Source organism: Faecalicatena sp. (assembly GCF_058819085.1).
In genome coordinates this window covers 15,047-34,354 of the sequence record NZ_JBZUUL010000021.1, presented here as the reverse complement: position 1 = coordinate 34,354, position 19,308 = coordinate 15,047, and the positions used below count along the sequence as shown (strand labels likewise).

Annotated in this window: 16 protein-coding genes; 14 read left to right on the top strand and 2 right to left on the bottom strand. The window is 48.5% G+C overall.

What is annotated here, in order from left to right; all coding sequences use genetic code 11:
• The first annotated feature begins 86 nt into the window (after positions 1 to 86).
• From AC4OGX_RS10750 to hflX, 8 genes are all read left to right on the top strand, one after another.
• Positions 87 to 839: a GTP pyrophosphokinase gene (locus tag AC4OGX_RS10750; RefSeq protein ID WP_493330442.1), complete on the top strand. Its 753-nt coding sequence runs from the start codon at positions 87 to 89 to the stop codon at positions 837 to 839.
• A 154-nt stretch (positions 840 to 993) separates the two neighbouring features.
• Positions 994 to 3,450 (top strand): heavy metal translocating P-type ATPase, encoded by a 2,457-nt coding sequence (locus AC4OGX_RS10745; protein WP_493330421.1) that lies wholly within the window; start codon positions 994 to 996, stop codon positions 3,448 to 3,450.
• A gap of 283 nt (positions 3,451 to 3,733) precedes the next feature.
• Positions 3,734 to 4,093, top strand: a complete 360-nt coding sequence (locus AC4OGX_RS10740; protein ID WP_493330420.1) for an ArsR/SmtB family transcription factor — start codon at positions 3,734 to 3,736, stop codon at positions 4,091 to 4,093.
• Between the two features lie 37 nt (positions 4,094 to 4,130).
• Positions 4,131 to 5,987, top strand: coding sequence for a heavy metal translocating P-type ATPase (locus tag AC4OGX_RS10735; RefSeq protein ID WP_493330419.1), 1,857 nt, complete (start codon positions 4,131 to 4,133; stop codon positions 5,985 to 5,987).
• A gap of 15 nt (positions 5,988 to 6,002) precedes the next feature.
• The gene (locus AC4OGX_RS10730; protein WP_493330418.1) at positions 6,003 to 6,575 is read left to right on the top strand and encodes a tetratricopeptide repeat protein; all 573 of its coding nucleotides are present in this window, start codon (positions 6,003 to 6,005) and stop codon (positions 6,573 to 6,575) included.
• 32 nt (positions 6,576 to 6,607) lie between these two features.
• A complete protein-coding gene (gene mnmM / locus AC4OGX_RS10725) occupies positions 6,608 to 7,174 on the top strand; it encodes a tRNA 5-(aminomethyl)-2-thiouridylate-methyltransferase MnmM (RefSeq protein ID WP_493330416.1) in 567 nt (188 codons plus the stop codon).
• A 199-nt stretch (positions 7,175 to 7,373) separates the two neighbouring features.
• Positions 7,374 to 7,787: an RrF2 family transcriptional regulator gene (locus AC4OGX_RS10720; RefSeq protein WP_493330415.1), complete on the top strand. Its 414-nt coding sequence runs from the start codon at positions 7,374 to 7,376 to the stop codon at positions 7,785 to 7,787.
• 68 nt (positions 7,788 to 7,855) lie between these two features.
• Complete coding sequence (gene hflX / locus AC4OGX_RS10715; protein WP_493330414.1) at positions 7,856 to 9,097, top strand: GTPase HflX; 1,242 nt, start codon at positions 7,856 to 7,858, stop codon at positions 9,095 to 9,097.
• Positions 9,098 to 9,153: 56 nt separating this feature from the next.
• Here hflX and pduB read toward each other — a convergent pair whose 3' ends face one another.
• Together pduB and ymfI are read right to left on the bottom strand one after the other, a co-directional pair.
• Positions 9,154 to 9,882, bottom strand: coding sequence for a microcompartment protein PduB (gene pduB, locus AC4OGX_RS10710; RefSeq protein ID WP_493330412.1), 729 nt, complete (start codon positions 9,880 to 9,882; stop codon positions 9,154 to 9,156).
• 30 nt (positions 9,883 to 9,912) lie between these two features.
• On the bottom strand, positions 9,913 to 10,644 hold the full coding sequence (gene ymfI / locus AC4OGX_RS10705) for an elongation factor P 5-aminopentanone reductase (protein WP_493330410.1): 732 nt from the start codon (positions 10,642 to 10,644) through the stop codon (positions 9,913 to 9,915).
• A 236-nt stretch (positions 10,645 to 10,880) separates the two neighbouring features.
• On the opposite strand from ymfI, the gene AC4OGX_RS10700 reads away from it, so the two are divergent.
• The 6 genes from AC4OGX_RS10700 (at position 10,881) to AC4OGX_RS10675 (ending at position 19,272) form a co-directional block, all read left to right on the top strand.
• Positions 10,881 to 14,711 (top strand): efflux RND transporter permease subunit, encoded by a 3,831-nt coding sequence (locus tag AC4OGX_RS10700; RefSeq protein ID WP_493330409.1) that lies wholly within the window; start codon positions 10,881 to 10,883, stop codon positions 14,709 to 14,711.
• On the top strand, positions 14,704 to 15,264 hold the full coding sequence (locus AC4OGX_RS10695) for an HD domain-containing protein (RefSeq protein WP_493330407.1): 561 nt from the start codon (positions 14,704 to 14,706) through the stop codon (positions 15,262 to 15,264). Before AC4OGX_RS10700 ends, AC4OGX_RS10695 begins: the two co-directional genes overlap by 8 nt.
• A 31-nt stretch (positions 15,265 to 15,295) precedes the next feature.
• Positions 15,296 to 16,303 carry an asparaginase gene (locus AC4OGX_RS10690; protein WP_493330406.1) on the top strand — a complete coding sequence of 336 codons (1,008 nt, stop codon included), beginning with the start codon at positions 15,296 to 15,298 and terminating at the stop codon, positions 16,301 to 16,303.
• 153 nt (positions 16,304 to 16,456) lie between these two features.
• On the top strand, positions 16,457 to 17,242 hold the full coding sequence (locus AC4OGX_RS10685; protein ID WP_493330405.1) for a ParA family protein: 786 nt from the start codon (positions 16,457 to 16,459) through the stop codon (positions 17,240 to 17,242).
• A gap of 8 nt (positions 17,243 to 17,250) precedes the next feature.
• Entirely contained in the window at positions 17,251 to 18,210 is a 960-nt protein-coding gene (locus tag AC4OGX_RS10680; RefSeq protein WP_493330404.1) for an AraC family transcriptional regulator, read from the top strand.
• A 114-nt stretch (positions 18,211 to 18,324) separates the two neighbouring features.
• A complete protein-coding gene (locus tag AC4OGX_RS10675) occupies positions 18,325 to 19,272 on the top strand; it encodes a PHP domain-containing protein (protein WP_493330403.1) in 948 nt (315 codons plus the stop codon).
• Positions 19,273 to 19,308: the final 36 nt, after the last annotated feature.

Below are 19,308 nucleotides of genomic sequence, written 5' to 3'. Positions count from 1 at the left end.
ATGAACTCGCTGACATGAAGTTTATTTTATGATATACTATTATAGACTGGGAAAGGGGGATTTCTGACGTGAGAGGAGAGCAGCAGATGCATGATGCGATCAAGAATTACGAGGATGTGGATAGCTGGAAGACGGTTATTTTTCTATATAATGCGGCATTGAAGGAAGTGGGGACAAAGCTGGAGATATTAAACGATGAATTCCAGCACGTTCATCAATATAACCCGATCGAGCATATTAAGACCAGGATCAAGACTCCCGAGAGTATTGTTAAGAAGTTAAAGAGATACGGATATGAGACTTCCATTGAGAATATGGTCAAGTACATAAACGATATTGCGGGCGTACGGTTGATCTGTTCTTTTACTTCCGATATCTACCGCCTTGCAGAGATGATCGGTAATCAGAGCGACCTTAAGGTTCTTTCGATCAAAGATTATATTAAAAATCCAAAGGAGAGCGGATATAAGAGTTACCATATGCTGGTATCGGTTCCGATCTTTTTGTCGGACAGTGTGGTAGATACGAAGGTGGAGATTCAGATCAGGACGATCGCTATGGACTTTTGGGCCAGCCTGGAACATAAAATTTACTATAAGTTCGAAGGGAATGCACCGGATTATATCAGCCGGGAATTAAGAGAGTGTGCGCAGATGGTGGCAGAGCTGGATGACAAGATGCTGTCACTCAATGATGCGATCCAGGCATGCCTGCTTAGTGAAAGCGGGGGTTTTCCATCCGAGTCCGGTAAGGAAAGGCTGGATGACATTACGGAGAACGTGATCGGCGGCAAACGTTTTTTGGAGGGAACATCCAGAGAACACGATGCTGGACATTAAAATAAAAGATATCCTTTGGGGATAGCGGGGGCTGTACAAAAAAGATTGTGCAGCCCCTTATTTTTTTTACAAATACTATTGACAAACAGCCTGCTTTGTGATTATATGAACATATGAACAGTTATTCATATGTTATGATATTGGAGGAGTTATTATGGCACAGCAGGCAATGAATAAAAAAGTAGATCAAGAGAAGAGAGAAGGCAGTTTTAGTCATGAACATGAGGGCCATGTACATACAGAGAAGTGTGGATGTGGTCATGGGCATGAGGAAGACTGCGGATGCGGTCATGAGCATGGGCATGAAGGAGACTGCGGATGCGGTCATGAGCATGGGCATGAAGGAGACTGCGGATGCGGGCATACTCATGAGCATACAGAAGACTGCGGATGCGGGCATACTCATGAGCATGCAGAAGACTGCGGATGCGGTCATGAGCATAAGCATGAGGAACATGCACATGAGCCGGGAGAGCGCCGGATGGAAAATCATGCATTTGACCATGTGAAAAAGCAGGTGTACATCCTTGAAAACCTGGGCTGCGCTAATTGTGCAGCTAAGATGGAACAAAAAATCCAGGCACTGCCCCAGGTTGATTATGCAAATATCATCTTTGCCACCAAGCAGCTGCAGGTAGTGACGAATACAGAGGAGGAGCTTCTGCCTGTATTTCAGAAAATCTGTGCTTCTATCGAAGAGGAAGTTACAGTCACAAAACGGGAAAGAAAACCAGCTTCTGATCTTCAAAAGGAAATCTCCGGGAAAGGGAAGTTTGCTGAGAATAAAAAGGATTTCTTGGAGATCGGAGGGGGGGCTGTCTTTTTCCTTGCCGGGAAACTCGCAGAGCAGACGAACAGTACACTTTCCTTTGCGCTGTTCCTGATCGGATATCTGATCCTTGGAAGACATGTACTTTTGACAGCGGGAAAGAACCTGGTGAAAGGGCATGTGTTTGACGAAAATTTCCTGATGAGTATTGCGACGCTGGGGGCAATTGTAATAGGAGATTATCCGGAAGCTCTTGGAGTCATGATTTTCTATCGGGTCGGGGAACTGTTTGAGGAGATCGCCGTTGCGAGAAGCAGAAGCCAGATCATGGAGGCAGTCGACATGAGGCCTGAGGTGGTGAACAGAGTCCGCGGCGGAGAGGTCGACGTGATACCGGCCGGGGAGGCAGTGATCGGGGATCTGCTGCTTGTAAGACCCGGTGACCGTATTCCTCTGGACGGGACGATTGTAGAAGGGGAAAGCAGGATCGATACTTCTCCGGTAACGGGCGAACCGGTTCCGGCAGCTGCTAAAGCAGGAGATGCGGTGACATCAGGGTGTGTGAATACATCCGGACTGCTCAAGATCCGTGTGGATAAGGTGCTGGAGGATTCTATGGTCACGAGGATCCTGGATTCTGTGGAGAATGCAGCGGCGAGCAAGCCGAAGATCGACCGTTTTATTACGAGATTTTCAAGAGTCTATACTCCGTTTGTGGTTGCTCTGGCAGCAGCAACGGCGATTCTTCCGTCACTTGTGACAGGAGACTGGAATTACTGGGTCTATACGGCTCTGACCTTCCTCGTCATCAGCTGCCCGTGTGCCCTGGTTCTGAGTGTGCCGCTGGCATTCTTTTCAGGGATCGGCGCAGGGTCCAGGAGAGGAATCCTATTTAAGGGCGGTGTTGCCATCGAGGCACTCCAGGGTGTAAAAGCGATCGTGATGGATAAAACTGGAACGATCACACAGGGGAATTTTGTTGTGCAGGATGTAGTCCCGGCAGAAGGTGTGGATGAGGAAACACTTCTTGCATGGGCAGGAAGCTGTGAGATGAACTCGACTCATCCTATCGGAAACAGTATTGTGTCTGCAGCAGAGAAAAGAGGAATCGTGCTTTCAAGGCCGGAAGCGGTGGAGGAAATATCCGGAAAAGGAATCCGGGCAGAGCTGGCAGCAGGGACGGTCCTGTGTGGAAATAAGAAGCTGCTAAAAGATGAGCAGGTTGATCTTTCGAAATTTGAAGATGCTGTATATGGAACAGAGGTGCTGTTAGCACTAAACGGAAAATATGTGGGCAGGATCGTAATCGCGGATACGATAAAAGAAGATGCGGCAGTGTCTGTCAGTGCACTGAAAAAGCTGGGAATCTTGACAGCAATGCTGACCGGAGACGAGAAAAAGAGTGCGGTAAGTGTTGGTAACGAAATCGGGATCGATGAAGTGCATGCAAGGCTTCTGCCCGAGAACAAGGTGGAGGAGCTCTTGAAGATCCGTTCAGAGCATGGAAGTGTCATGTTTGTTGGAGACGGAATCAATGATGCTCCGGTCCTGGCAGGTGCAGATGTGGGGGCAGCAATGGGAAGCGGCGCGGATGCCGCGATCGAGGCCGCAGATGTGGTTTTCATGACCTCTTCGATGGCAGCCGTTCCGGAATCACTGAAAATAGCGAGGATGACAGGTGCGATCGCAAAGCAGAACGTGGCATTTGCACTTGTGATCAAAGCGCTTGTTATGATACTGGGACTTGCAGGAATGGCAAATATGTGGATGGCGGTGTTTGCGGATACTGGTGTGGCCATGATCTGTATCCTGAACTCCATCCGTGTTCTATATAGAAAGTAACTGGCTTTCAAAAGGCTTATGACAGGAGAGATGTAAGAAGTGGTGCCGTGGATCCGGGAACATTGGTTCTTAAGATCCGCGGTACTTTTTGGCAGGTGCTTATTTGGAAGGAAAACAGTCACATAAAGAAGAATCTGCGGCGGGAAATGCCTCTGTCATTGCTTGACCCGGCAGGTGATTTCACGTATAATAAAATCTGAACTGTTGTTCACGCCCTTTGGGGGGACGGGTCGTGATTGTGGAGGATTCCCCCGTATAAAAGGGCATAGGAAGGAGATTCGCTATGGATAGAATAGAAGTAGAACACTGTGATTTCGTGCATGTGCATGAGGAGACTGTGGAGAGGGTTCAGTCCCAGATGCCGGATGCGGAAGAACTTCAGGATCTGGCGGATTTTTTTAAAATATTTGGTGATCATACCAGGATCAGGATCTTATATGTTTTATTCCAGTCGGAGATGTGCGTGTGTGATCTGGCCCAGGCTTTGGATATGACACAGTCGGCTATCTCGCATCAGCTTCGGGTGTTGAAACAGATGAAGCTGGTGTCCAACCGAAGAGAGGGAAAGACCGTGTTCTATTCTCTCGCAGATGGGCATATAAAGACAATTATGAATCAGGGAATGGAGCATATCAGAGAGTAGACAGGATCAGACAGTATGCAGGGAAGAGGGGGCTTAGATGGCAAAAGAAGTAAAGGCAAAATGTATTGAGATCGGTCTTGGTTTATTTCTGTATCTCAATGCATTGTTTTCTGTCAGACATTGGGATGTCATTGGTAAGACACAGCTGGCACTATTTTTAATACCGTATCTGGTAATGTCGGTGGGCATTTTCCGGGATATGGCAAAGAATTTCAGAAAACTGCATATTTTTGATGAAAATCTATTGATGCTGCTGGCGACTATCGGGGCGCTGGTCATTGGAAAGTATACGGAGGCCGTAGGCGCGATTCTGTTTTTCCAGTTCGGTAAGATGGCAGAACTGATCTCACTTACCAGGACGAAGAAGTCGATCGCAAGATTCATGGATATCCGGCCGGAGTATGCCAACCGGAAGATCCACGGCAGGGAGGAGAAGGTACATCCCAGGGAGCTGAGCCAGAGGCAGATCATCGTGATCAAGCCGGGGGAGAGGATCCCGGTGGATGCGGTGGTGACACTGGGCAGCAGCATGGTCGATACGAAGGCACTTACGGGTGAGTCGGAACCAAGAGAGGTGAGGCTCGGAGATAAGCTTTATAGCGGCAGCATTAATATCAGCGGTGTGCTGGAAGCCAGAGTTTCCAAGGTTTATGCGGATTCTACGGCATCTAAGATCATGGAGCTGGTAGAGAATGCGAATAATCATAAAGCGAAAAGTGAGAATTTTGCAGATAAGTTTACGAGGTTTTATACACCAGCCGTAACTCTGTTGGGAATCCTCGTGATGATCCTGCCGCCTATGATGACCACAGCAGATGCAAAGACCTGGCTGTACAGGGGATTGATCTTCCTTGTTGCGGCATGTCCGTGCGGACTATTGGTTTCTGTGCCGCTGGCGTTTCTCGGCGGGATCGGAGCGGCGTCCAGGCAGGGAGTATTGATTAAGGGAAGTAATTTTCTGGAGGGACTTTCTAAGACAGAGACCTTTGTTTTTGATAAGACGGGGACTCTGACGGAAGGAATTTTCCAGGTGAAGGATATATGTCCGAAGCATATGGAACCGGAAAAGCTGCTGGAGCTGACGGCATACGGAGAGGCGTATTCGAGTCATCCGATCGCTGTGTCGCTTCGGGAGGCCTATGGAAAAGAGATTGATGTCAGGAGAGTGGAGGCAGTCAAGGAGTATTCTGGCTTTGGGGTCAGAGCCTTTATCGATGGACATAAGGTTCTGATCGGGAATTCTAAGTTCATGAACCAGCAGGGCTTGTTTTATCAGCCGGTCTATGAGATTGGTACGGCGGTACATGTGGCTCTTGACGGAGAATACGAGGGATACATATTGATCGCGGACGTTTTGCGGGAGGATGCAAAATGGACGATCCGCTGGCTCGGAAAGCATCAGCTTGAGGCTGTTATGCTCACCGGGGATAATGAACGGGTAGCCAATGACGTGGCCAAGCAGCTTGGCATCGGCTATGTGTATGCGAATCTGATGCCTGAGGATAAAGTGGAGCAGGTGAAAGAGTTTATGGAAAGCCAGATGGAGGAAGAGAAGCTTGCCTTTGTCGGTGACGGGATCAATGACGCTCCGGTTCTGGCGCTTGCAGATATCGGAATCGCCATGGGCGGTCTGGGAGCAGATGCGGCCCTGGAAGCGGCTGATGTCATCCTGATGGAAGATGAACCATCCAAGATCGTCAATGCCATTAAGATTTCCAAGGGAACGATCCGGGCAGTGAAGCAGAATCTGGTATTTGCGATCGGGATGAAGGTGATCCTGCTGTTTTTGGCCGTATTTGGTTACGTGACGATGCAGAATGCCATCATTGCAGATATGGCGGTGATGCTGATCAATATTTTGAATTCATTCTGGGTGCTGAAGTATCCGGAGTAAGAGGTGGACAAATTGATGAAAAAAGGGGTTTTATGCGTATTGCTTGCAGTCTGTTTTGTGACAGGCTGCGGGAAAAAGGTGAATTATATCGAACAGGGGACGAAACAGCTGGAAGAAAAGAAGTACCAGGATGCGGTCGGATCTTTTTCCCAGTCCCTTGAAAAGAAAGAGGATGCTGCCGAGGCGTATAGAGGACTTGGTATGGCCTATTATGAGCAGCAGGACTATGAGTCTGCCAGGGACGCATTCCAGAAAGTGATTGATAATGAAGGTGATGTGACGGTGACACTTTATAATTTCATCGGAGTATGCTCCATGCAGCTGGATGATCATAAAGGGGCACTGGATGCATTTCAAAAGGGGATCGCTCTTGCAGATGAGTCAGCTAATGAGAAGGCAGACAGTGATGAAGAAGATGGGCAGGCGGATGTGTCTAAGGTGATTCAGGAGATGAAGTTCAATGAGATCGTCTGTTATGAGAATCTGAAGGACTGGCAGTCTGCCAAGGCCAAGGCAGAGGCCTATACGGCCGAATATCCCGATGATCAGGCGGCACAGAAGGAACTGGAATTTTTGAATACACGATAAGGGCTTTGGGAGAGCTTATACAGGAGTGAAAGATGAAGTATAATTATCAGATTACAGAATACTGCCATCGGTTTCTTGAGATGCATTTGCGGCCGGGAGATGTCTGTGTGGATGCGACTGCAGGGAATGGGAATGACACCGAATTTCTCTGCCGCATCTGCGGGGAAAATGGCCGGGTGTATGCGTTTGATATCCAGGCTGAGGCCATCGCTAATACAGAGGAACGCCTTAAGCGCTGCGGTTTAGAAAAGAGGGCAGTTCTGATCCGGGATGGGCATGAAAGGATGGGGGAATACGTGAAGGAAAGCGTATCTGCCATCGTTTTTAATTTTGGATATCTGCCTGGCATGGATCATTCGATCGCCACGAAACCTAATACAAGTGTCCGGGCAATTGAAGAGGGATTAAAGCTTTTGCGGCCGGACGGCGTCATGAGTCTGTGCATCTACAGCGGCAGGGATTCCGGGTATGAGGAGAGGGATGCGATCCTTTCCTATCTAATGGAGCTGGATATGAAGCGCTGGCTGGTGATTCTGAACCAGTACTATAATAGAAGGAACGACCCTCCGATCCCGGCGTTTATAATCAGATTGAAATGATCCGGGCTATTTATCGGGAAATGAAGGGATGATAGCCGCAGGGAGTTCAGATAAAATGGGGTTGTGATTTTGAAAAAATATCTGATAGAAATTATTTGTCAGAAAGGGTAGATTTTTTATAAAAATATGATTATAATATAAAGATAAACTGTTACTAAAAAGATAACGGTTATAAAACAAAAGGCAGGGAGATGAGGATATGACAAGTGAATTTTCGGTTGCGGTACATGCACTTGTTTTTTTAAACCACAAAGGAACCACGTATTCGAGTGAAGGGCTGGCAGAAAATATCTGTACAAATCCTGCAAGAATACGCAAGGTTATGGCAAAACTAAAAAAAGCCGGACTGGTAGAGACAAAAGAGGGCATTGACGGAGGGTATCACTGCATCGAAGAGACAGACCAGATCAGTCTTCACACGATCGCAGAAGCTCTGGACTTTACCTTTGTTTCATCCGGCTGGAAGAGCGGGAGCACAGAGATGAAATGTCTGATAGCTTCCGGTATGGGTGGGCTTATGGAAAAAGTCTATGAGGACCTGAACAACCAGTGTATGGAGCGATTGAAGAAAATAGCGATCAAAGATTTGGATAAGGAAATATTCAAATCTTGAGAATATTCTGAAAATGGAGTGCATAGGGGTCAGACCCCTTTGAAAACGTAGAGATGTGAGGTTATGATATGCCGTTATATGAAATGCAGGAGCAGGAAGAGCGTTTGATTCTCGTAGGGATCCAGGTTTATGAAAATGAGAGGACAGAGGAGTCATTAGATGAGCTGGCAGAGCTCGTCAAAACAGCCAATGCGTCCGTTGCAGGCAGGCTGATCCAGAAGAGGGAGGCTCTTCACCCGGCGACGTATGTAGGAAAGGGAAAGATCCTGGAACTTAAGGAGCTTTTGTGGGAAACAGAGGCGACAGGAATCGTTTGTGATGATGAATTGACGTCTGTCCAGCTGCATAATCTGGAACGGGAGCTGGAATGCAAAGTGATAGACAGAACCCTTCTGATCTTAGATATTTTTGCAGCCAGAGCAACGAGCAGTGAAGGGAAGATTCAGGTGGAGCTGGCACAGCTGAAATACCGGGCGGCACGCCTGGTGGGGCTTCGGGATTCTCTGTCACGCTTAGGCGGCGGTATCGGTACAAGGGGACCGGGAGAGAAGAAGCTGGAGATGGACAGGCGTCTGATCCGTGAGCGAATCAGTAAACTGAAAAGGGAGTTGGCGGAGGTGGAGCAGCACAGAGAACTCATCCGCACACAGAGGCGGGATTCCCATCTTAAGGTGGCTGCGCTTGTGGGATATACATCTGCCGGAAAAAGCAGTATTGAAAATGCGCTTACCGATGCTGGAATCCTTGCGGATGCCATGCTTTTTTCCACGCTGGATACTACGACGCGGGTGCTGGAGCTGGAGAAAAGGCAGGAGATCCTGCTGACAGATACGGTCGGTTTTATCAATAAGCTGCCCCATCATCTGATCGAAGCGTTTAAAAGCACACTGGAGGAGGCAAAATACGCAGACATCATCATCCATGTGGTAGACGCATCCAATCCGCAGATGGATCATCAGATGTATGTTGTCTATGAGACACTCAGACAGCTGGGGGTAGAGGGGAAGCCTGTTATAACTCTGTTCAATAAACAGGATAAATTGGCAGAAAGAACGAGCCTGCGGGATTTTCAGGCAGACTATTCTATCCTGACCTCTGCAAAAACAGGGCAGGGACTGGAAGAATTGAAGACGGTACTTCTGGAGATCATCAGGAAAGAGCAGATCTATATCGAAAAGCTCTATCCGTTCACAGAGGCCGGTAAGATCCAGATGATCCGTAAAAATGGCCAGCTGCTGGAAGAAGAGTATATGCCCGACGGGATTTCTGTTAAGGCATATGTGACGAAAGAAATATACGGAAAGATCTGAATTTGATAAGAAGAAAGAAGGGCAGGCTGAACGGGATCAGCTGCCCTTCTTTATATTTACTGAAGATAAGGAACCGAGGGGGTCTCGGGGTAGCTTCCCAGAGAGACTAAAAGCTGCAGCCCGACACGGCGTGCTGTGAGGACCGCATTCTTTACGGCGCTTGCATCTCCTGTGACTGCCACGATCACCTCGTTGGAATGGCTTGTTCCCTTATCCGGGGTCATGTATTTGACGATCTCCACCGGAGAGGACTTAACTGCCAGATCAGCCATGACGAGTCCGATCGCTGCAGGGGAGCCGCAGAAGAAACCAAAGGGCCTGCCAATGGGGGCGTCAAACGCCATATTCAAAGCCTGGTCTGCATTGGCGGAATAGGTGAATTCCAGATGGCCTGCTTCACTGATGTAAAGCTCTCCGGCATACTTCTTTGTATACTCGAGGGCGATCTCAACGGCCCTGCGGACATCAGACACATTGTCCCCTCCAATGATGATAAAGTTGCCATGCCCGCCCCATCCTTTGGTATCCCTGGGAAGCTCGATGGAAACCACCTCTGTATTGGTGGATTTTACGGCTTCATCCACGGCGTTGATCTGTCCGGCAGCACCGGTACGGGAGCTGATCAGACCAAGACTGCGGTAGGGCTTGGAAAGTCCCATCTGCTCCAGAAGGGCAGGAGTGATGCCGGGGATGACCAGTCCGATCGTATCCAGGACAGTCGTGCCCACAAATTCTGACATCGTACAGTCTACAGGGATGTTCTCAATATCTTTTACTTTCAGCATAAGGAAGCTCCTTTTCTTAAAACTCTTTCGTTAAATAAATCCGCCATCCAGTCCGATGACTTGTCCGGTCAAATAGTTGTGGTGTTCGGCCAGATCAGTGACCAGGCCCGCCACCTCATTTGGAGTACCAAACCGCCCGGCAGGCACCTCGTCCATCAACAGACTGCGTTCCTCATCGGAAAGCTGTGCATTCATGACGGTATCGATTACACCGCAGGCAATGGCATTGACCTGGATATTACTGGGGGCCAGTTCCTTGGCCAGTGCCTTTGTCAAGCCGTTGACCCCGGCTTTGGAGGCTGAATAAGCGGCCTCACAGGAAGCACCGCAGGTTCCCCACATAGAGGATATATTAATGATTTTCCCGGATTTCTGAGAAACCATATAAGGAATTGCAGCACGGGAACAAAAAAATACGGAAGAAAGATTCGTCCCCAGGATGCGTTCCCAGTCAGAATCCGTCATATCCGTGAGCAGCCCGATATAGGCCGTCCCGGCATTATTGACCAGCACATCCAGACCGCTTGACTCTTCTTCTATCTTCCGGAAGAGGAAGGCTACATCGTCAGGCCTGCTGACATCTCCGGGAACACACGTGCATGTTCCGCCTTCTGCCTGGATCTGCCTGCATACCTCTTCCAGGACATCTATGGAACTATGGCAGTTTATAAATACATGATATCCCAGCTTTCCAAAAGCCAGGGCACAGGCCTTCCCGATTCCCCGGGAGGCTCCTGTGATCAGTACGGATTTTTTTTTCATGATACGACCTCGTCATAATAGCTTTGTTTGAAACTGTACGGATATTATAGCTTATTACACAAATTTTGTATACCTATTATTGTGATTCGAGTTTGCTTATGTTATGATTTCTTTATAGTGCGTGCTGTTCCGGGAAAAGCGGCTGCTAGTTTTATTGCCGGTCAGACAGGACAAGCCCGGCAGGGCTGGCAGCAAGAGGCCATGCCCAGTGAAAAGTAGAAAAAGAGGTAGACATAATGTTATCTAAGTTCAGCGTAAAGAGACCCTATACAGTAGTTGTGGCTGTTGTATTAATTCTGATTCTGGGGTTTGTATCCTTCGACAAAATGACAGTGGACCTTCTGCCGGATATGAATCTCCCTTATGCCGTTGTCATGACGACTTATCCGGGGGCAAGCCCGGAGGAGGTGGAGACGACAGTGACGAAGCCGGTGGAACAGGCGATGTCTACGATCAGTAATATCAGTCATGTCAGTTCTTCATCCAGAGAGAATGCATCCACAGTTATCCTGGAATTTGAACAGACTGCCAATATGGATTCAGCAACCATAGAGATGCGTGAAAGTCTGGATCAGATCAGCGGATACTGGCCCGACACGGTGGGGAATCCCATCATCATGAAACTGAACCCGACCATGATGCCGGTCATGATCCCGGCAGTCAGTGTGGATGGGGCAGAAGCCGCAGAGACGACGCGGGTGATCAAGGAAAAAGTGCTTCCTGAGATCGAAAGCCTGGAGGGGGTTGCTTCTGTCACAACTGTTGGAGATATAGAGGAAACCATCCGTATTACGGTGAAAGAGGATAAGGTAAGCAGTGTGGACAGCTCGGTACAAAACCAGCTGGATAAAAAGTTTGCGGAGGCGACAGATGCGCTGAACCAGGCCAAAGCCCAGATGGAGGACGGAAAAGCCCAGATGGAGGCAGGCAAAAGTGCTGCATCCGGACAGATGGCCCAGGCAGAGGAGCAGCTGGCTCAGAGTGATGCCGAACTGACGCAGGGACAGCTGGAAGTCAATACGAAGCTGAGTGAACTGGAGGTTGCCGAGGCCGCTCTGGAGCAATTTCAGGCCCAGATCGATGCCAGCGAGCAGTCTTTGAATGAGCAGAAGCAGGAGCTGGAAGATTTAAATGCAAACAGAGAGCAGATCGAGACAGAATATCAGCAGGTCCTGCAGGCCATTGAAGAAAATGGGGAGACACAGGAGCTTTTGATCGCCAGGGCCACACTGGCAGGAAAGCTTGCTCTTCTAGAACAATACGACGAGTCCATGGCAGCGATCGAGCAGGGGCTTGCACAGGCAGCGCAGGGAAGACAGACGATCGCGGACAAGCAGGCAGAGCTTTCAGAAGCCAGAGCTATGTTAGAGCAGGTTCAGGAGCAGCTTACGGCGGGAAACCTCAGTCTGGCACAGGCCAGGGCACAGCTTAGCACGGCGCAGTTAGAGGCGGCCCTTACGATGAGCCAGGCCTCTGCGCAGCTGGCAGTCGGTGAGTCGGAGATCAAAGGAAAAGAAGAAGAACTCAAAAAAGCCAAGGAACAGGCAAAAGCAAGTGCAAATGTAAAGTCCATGCTTACAGCAGAGACGATACAGGGCGTCCTAAGTGCGCAGAACTTTAATATGCCGGCGGGCTATGTGAATGAGGATGGCATTGATTATCTGATCCGGGTGGGCGATAAGTTCACTTCTATAGAAGAGTTAAATAATCTCGTGCTGGTAGACATGGAGGGGATCAGCCCTATCAAGCTGTCCGATGTGGCAGATGTGGAGCGTATCGATGATGCAGACGAGACCTATGCAAAGCTAAATGGTGAGAACGGGATCCTGTTCCAGGTACAGAAGCAGACGGGCTACTCTACCGGGGAGGTGACGGACCGGATCCTGGAGCGTTTTGAACAGATCCAAAAGGAAAATCAGGATATCCGCGTGGTCATCCTGATGAATCAGGGCGTCTATATCGATATGGTCATCGGCTCTGTTTTACAGAACCTTGTTTTCGGTGCGATCCTGGCGATTCTGATCCTTCTGCTGTTCCTGAAAGATATCCGGCCGACCTTTGTGATCGCATGTTCGATCCCGATCAGTATCTTGACGGCCATTGTCCTGATGTATTTCAGCGGAGTGACGATGAATGTCATTTCCCTCTCGGGATTGGCGCTTGGAGTCGGGATGCTGGTAGATAACTCGATCGTTGTCATCGAGAATATCTACCGTATGAGAAATGAGGAACATGCATCAGCAAAGGAGGCTGCGATCAAAGGCGCACAGCAGGTGGCAGGTGCGATCATGGCATCTACTCTGACCACAGTATGTGTATTCCTTCCCATCGTATTTACAGAAGGGATCGCAAGACAGCTATTTGTCGACATGGGACTGACGATTGCCTATTCTCTGCTTGCGAGTCTTGTTGTGGCACTGACGCTGGTACCGATGATGTCTGCAGGAACGCTTAAGAGAACTGAGCAGAAGGAATCAGGATTCTTCCAGCATTTGAAGGGCGCTTATGAAAAACTGCTTCGAACGGCTCTGCGTTTTAAACCGGTGGTACTGGTTGGAGCGACGGCACTGTTTGTATTAAGCGGAGTGCTCGCTATGTCCAGGGGAACCGCATTTATGCCGTCTATGCAGAGTACACAGATTAGTATGTCGATCACCACGCCAAAGGGAACCTCTCTTGAGGATACGTCCAGGGCGGCTGATCAGTTTACAGCAGAAATACAGAAGCTAAAGGACATCGGAGATGTCGGCGGAATGGCGATGAGCGGCGGCATGATGGGCGGTGGAACAACCGTTTCGAATCAAGTGGAATTCTACGCGCTGCTCACCGAGAAGAGGACGATGTCTGATGAGAAGCTTTCAAAGGCGATCGAGAAGATCGCAAAAAAGGAAGGGCTGGAGTTATCCATCAGTATGTCGAATATGGATATGAGTGCCCTTGGTTCATCAGGTATTTCTGTCCAGATCAAAGGACGGGATCTGGACCAGCTCCAAAAGGCTGCAAAAGATGTGGCAGCGATTTTGAAGGATGTAAAGGGAACAAAAAATGTTTCCGACGGAATGGATGAAACGACGGAGGAGCTTCGGATCGTGGTAGAGAAAGGAAAAGCAATCTCACATAATCTGACTGTAGCCCAGGTATACCAGGAACTTGCGAAAAAGCTTAAAGACCCGGCTTCGATGACAAATCTGGATACAGATACCGCATCCATAGGGATCGTTGTTGCAGAGCAGAAGAATCAGGACCTGACCCGCGAAGCCATCCAGAATATGAAGCTGAACGTGACAAAGCAGGATGGCACTCAGGAACAGGTGGCATTAAAGGAGATTGCCTCCTTTGAAACAGGACGCGGCCTGCAGTCGATTTCCCGGGATGCACAGAGCCGGTATATCAACGTGACAGCAGAGGTGGATGAGGGGGATAATATTGGACTGGTAAGCGGCCGTGTGGAGAAGGCGCTGGCGAAATATGACCTTCCCAAAGGTTACACCATGGAGATGAAGGGTGAGGACGAGACGATCAATGAGACTATGACAGAGCTGCTGAAAATGCTGGGGCTTGCGGTTGTGTTCATGTATCTGATCATGGTAGCCCAGTTCCAGTCTTTAAGATCACCGTTTATTGTCATGTTTACGGTGCCCCTGGCATTTACCGGGGGACTGTTCGGATTGTGGATGACGGGAAGTCCGGTCAGTGTCATTGCGATGGTAGGATTTGTTATGTTATCCGGAATTATTGTAAATAATGGTATTGTGTTCATTGATTATACAAACCAGCTGACTGCATTGGGGATGGAGCAGCAGGAGGCTCTGGTGGAAGCAGGAAGGACGAGGCTGCGCCCGATTATCATGACGGCGCTTACAACGATCCTGGGGCTGTCAACGATGGCACTGGGATTTGGCTCGGGAGCGGATATGGTCCAGCCGATGGCGATCGTAACAATCGGCGGTCTCATATATGGAACTGTGTTAACACTATTTGTGGTACCGTGTATCTATGGTTTGTTCCATAAGAAGGAAAAGGCCAGACTGCGGGAAGGCATTGAGGAGGATCCTAAGAATGATTGATGAAGCCATTGAATTTGCAACAAAGGCACATGAGGGACAGTTTCGGAAAGGGACAAAGCGCCCATATATTGTGCATCCAATTGAAGTGGCAGATATTGTGGCAACTATGACGCAGGATGAAGAGGTGATCTGTGCGGCAGTACTTCATGATACGATCGAGGATTGCAGCGGAGTAACGGAAGAGATTTTAAGAACAAGATTTGGAGAACGGGTGGCAGCTATGGTCCGCCAGGAGAGCGAGGATAAGTCCAGATCCTGGGAGGAACGCAAAGGGAAGACCATCCATCATATGAAGTCGGCACCGAAAGAGGTCCAGATGATCGGGCTGGCGGATAAGCTGTCCAATATGAGGGATATTGACCGGGACTATCCGGTTTTTGGAGAAGAGCTCTGGAAGCGTTTCAGGATGAACAGTAAAGCTGCGATCGGATGGTATTATAAGGGGATTAGGGATGCCTTGAAGGAAGAATTCAAAGGCATTCCGGCTTTTGAGGAATACTGTATCCTTGTGGAGAAGAATTTTGGCAGTGAGCCTGCTTCACTGGAGTGGTAACAGCGGAGAAATATAAAGGAGGCAGAGATTGATGAAAAAGCGAATTCTGATGCTGGGGACGGGAGGAACTATCGCCTGCAAGCGTACAGATGACGGGTTAAGCCCGGGGATCACGCCGGAAGAGCTGGTGGGATATATCCCGGATGTGAAAGAGGTTTGTGAGGTGCACACGATCCAGGTGTGTAATGTGGACAGCACCAATGTTACACCGAAGCACTGGAGCATGGTAAGCCAGGCGATCGAGGAGCATTATGAAGAATATGACGGTTTCGTTGTGTGCCATGGGACAGATACACTGGCTTATACGGCGGCAGCCCTGTCTTATATGATCCAGAATTCCAGAAAGCCTATCGTGATCACAGGTGCACAAAAACCGATCGATGTAGAGAATACGGACGCCAGGATCAACCTGCTGGACAGCTTCATCTATGCTGCGGATGATGGTTCCCGGGACGTCAACATCGTGTTTGACGGGAAAGTCATAGTCGGCACCCGGGCGAAGAAAGAACGGGCGAAAAGCTACAATGCATTTTCCAGCATTAATTTCCCCTATCCGGCTATTATCCAGGATCAGAAGGTGATCCGGTATATCCCGCCAAAGGAATATGAGGGCAGTGTTCAGTTTTATCATGAAATGAACAATAGTATCTATGTACTAAAGCTGATCCCTGGTCTGGATCCTGAGATTCTGGAATATGTCTTTGAAAAGTACCAGTGCATCGTGATCGAGAGCTTTGGGGTCGGCGGAATTCCTGAGTATCTGGTAGATAAATTCTACGAGGTCATGAAAGACTGGGAATCCCGTGGCAAATTAGCGATCGTGGCTACCCAGGTGGTAAAGGAAGGCAGTAACATGATGGTATATGAAGTCGGAAAGAAAGTAAAACAAGACTTTGATTTGTTGGAGACCTATGACATGACCCTGGAGGCAACCCTCACCAAGGCTATGTGGCTGATGGCAGGACCCGGGGGCAGCTATGAAGAAATGAAAAGAGCGTTTTACAGAAGAATCAATCATGATATAATGGTAAACGGATAGAAATGAATTGTCTATACTTTATTTTACTACGAAGCTGTAGATCCGCCCGAAAGGCATGAGTTACGGGACGCCCTGCGGGGCTAACTTTAGAATATTCTGAAAATGGAGAGCAAAAGGGTCAGACCCCTTTGCAAATCCTCCAGGAGGTACGAGATGAGAAAGACGAAAGTGATATGCTTTGCGAATAACAAAGGAGGGAGTGGGAAGTCAACGACTTGCTCCAATGTGGGATATGGGCTGACCCAGCTTGGGAAAAAGGTCCTTTTGATCGACGGGGACATGCAGCTGAATCTTTCACTGTCGCTTTTTGATGAAGACCAGGTGCTTGCATTTGCACAGGGGGATAAGAATCTGTATGAGGGGATCAAAAGACAGGATGATCTGACGGGATATATCGTGAATTCACCGTATGAAGACCTTGATCTGATCCCGTCTTCTACATTAATGAGCTCCATTGAGTATGAATTATTTACAAAATGGCAGAGAGAATTTATCTTGAGAAAATGTCTTTCCAAGATCAAAGAGTCAGGGGAATATGACTACATACTGATCGATGCACCTCCGACCCTGGGGGGATGGGTCATGAATATTTTATGTGCTTCTGATGAGGTGGTCATTCCGGTGGAGTCGACTCCGTGGGGGCTGTTCGGCCTGGGAAATATGTTCGAATTCCTGGAGGAGGTAAAGCAGATCACTCCTGACCTGAAACTGGGCGGGATCGTGATCACGAAGGTAGATACAAGGAAGAATTATTTCAAGCAGACATTAGAGTCCCTGAGACAGCTGGAACATGTAAAGGTTTTTGATACTTATATCCGGGTGGACAGTGGTATCGAATGGTCACAGGACAACAACGCGCCGATCATGGCATACAAGAAGAGCAGCAGGAGCGCTGCGGAATATATGGAACTGACAAGAGAAATCGCAGATGAGAAATAGGTGAGTGGATGCATTCTGAGCTTTTGAAGGAATTATCGGTGATCACAGAGGAGGAACGAAAGATCCTGGCCGGAAGGGATGGGATCGATCCTCATCTGTACACGGAAAAGAAGGAGCTGATCGTAGACTGTGAAAAGCTTCTAAAAAAAGGAAAACTGATCCAGGTAAGGCCCCACACCCGGTTTGTGCATTTCCCGAAGCACCGCCATAATTATGTGGAGGTCATCTACATGTGTCAGGGATCGACCAGCCATATCATTGACGGGGATCAGGTGACATTGGAAAAAGGAGATCTGCTGTTTTTGAACCAGAATGCGGTGCAGGAGATCCTTCCGGCGAAAGAAGAAGATATTGCGGTGAATTTTATCATCCTGCCGGAATTTTTTAACACGGCATTCTCCATGATGGGGGAGGAGGATAATCTGCTCAAGGAGTTTCTGGTCGGTTCACTCTGCGGGAAAAATGATGTGACCTCTTATCTCTACTTTCATGTTGCCGATATCCTTCCGATCCAGAACCTGGTGGAAAATATGGTCTGGACGATCTTTTATGACCTGTCTAACATAAGGAGCTGCAACCAGATCACGATGGGGCTTCTGCTGCTCCAGCTTTTAAATTATATGGACAAAATGGAGACGGGCAGCAGCCGGTCTGATAAGGAGCTGACAGGAGTTGTGCTCAGTTATGTGGAGGAGCATTATAAAAATGGAAGTCTGTCCGAGCTGGCGGATATGATGGGATATGATGTATACTGGCTCAGCAGAGAGATAAAGAAAAGGACAGGCAAGACCTATAAGGAGCTGTTACAGGCAAAGCGGATGAACCAGGCTCTTTATCTTTTAGGCAGCAGTACGCTGCCGATTCTGGATATCATCGAATCGGTGGGATATGATAACACCAGTTATTTTTACCGTAAGTTTAAGGAAAAGTATGGGATGAGCCCCAAAGAATACAGAGAAAAGATGTAGGAGAAGCGGGGGCGGGAGCGTTCCTGCTTTTTCTATATATAACGCAGATATAAATTGACTGGGAAAGCAGAGTTATCATGGACAGCATATGAATGAAAGGAGTGTGAAATAAGAGTGATACAGGCAGATTATGCATGTGATCTTCATACACATACGACACGTTCTGATGGAGCGGATACCCCAAGAGAAGTGATCAAAAGAGCGGCGGAGAGCGGTGTGAGGATAGTGGCACTGACAGATCACGATATTGTGCCCAGGGATCGTGATACAGATGAAGAGGGGAAGGAAATAAGGCTGACAGATTTTGCGGCGTCTCTGGGCGTGAAACTACTTTTGGGAACGGAGGTTTCCTGCGATACGGAGGTGGAGGACGTACATATCATCTGCCTTGGGTGTGATTGGGAGGATGAATGGTTTATAAACCTTGAAAAGGAGGTGGCCGTATCCAGAGCAGAAGGGTACAAGAAGCTGATTGAACGCCTGAATGAGGACGGGATGCAGATCACCTGGGATGAAGTCCTCTATAATGGAGGGAAGCCTATTGAAGAGCAGCATGTCCTTAAGAAGATGATCTTTGAATTAATGGCCCAAAAAGGTTATGCGAAAAGCTGGGGGGAGGCTAAGCTGCTTGTGAAGAATACGCAGAACTACCAGATCAGGCGCAGAAAGCCCGATCCTGTAAAGGTGATCAGGGAGGTCCACCGCACAGGCGGGATTGCCATACTGGCGCATCCGTTTTTAATCAGTGATATCGTGGTGAAGGGACAGGAAGAGATGGATCGCAGGACTTATATGGACAGGCTTGTAAAAGCGGGACTGGATGGGATAGAGGCCTGCTATACTTATGATAAGACCAGCTATGACGGACCTCTTGCGAAGTGGGAGATTGAGAAATATATCCGGGAAAATTACGAGGCAGAAGTGAAGATCATGTCCGGCGGATCAGACTATCATGGCGATCAGAAGAAAGGAGTTCCAAATCCCAGATGTATCGGGGAATGCGGGATCACAGAAGAGTATTTCTATGGAAATAAATTACTGGCCGGCCTTGTCAGTCAATAGAGAAAAGCGGGCTGTAAGAAGAGTAAGCAGTCAGAA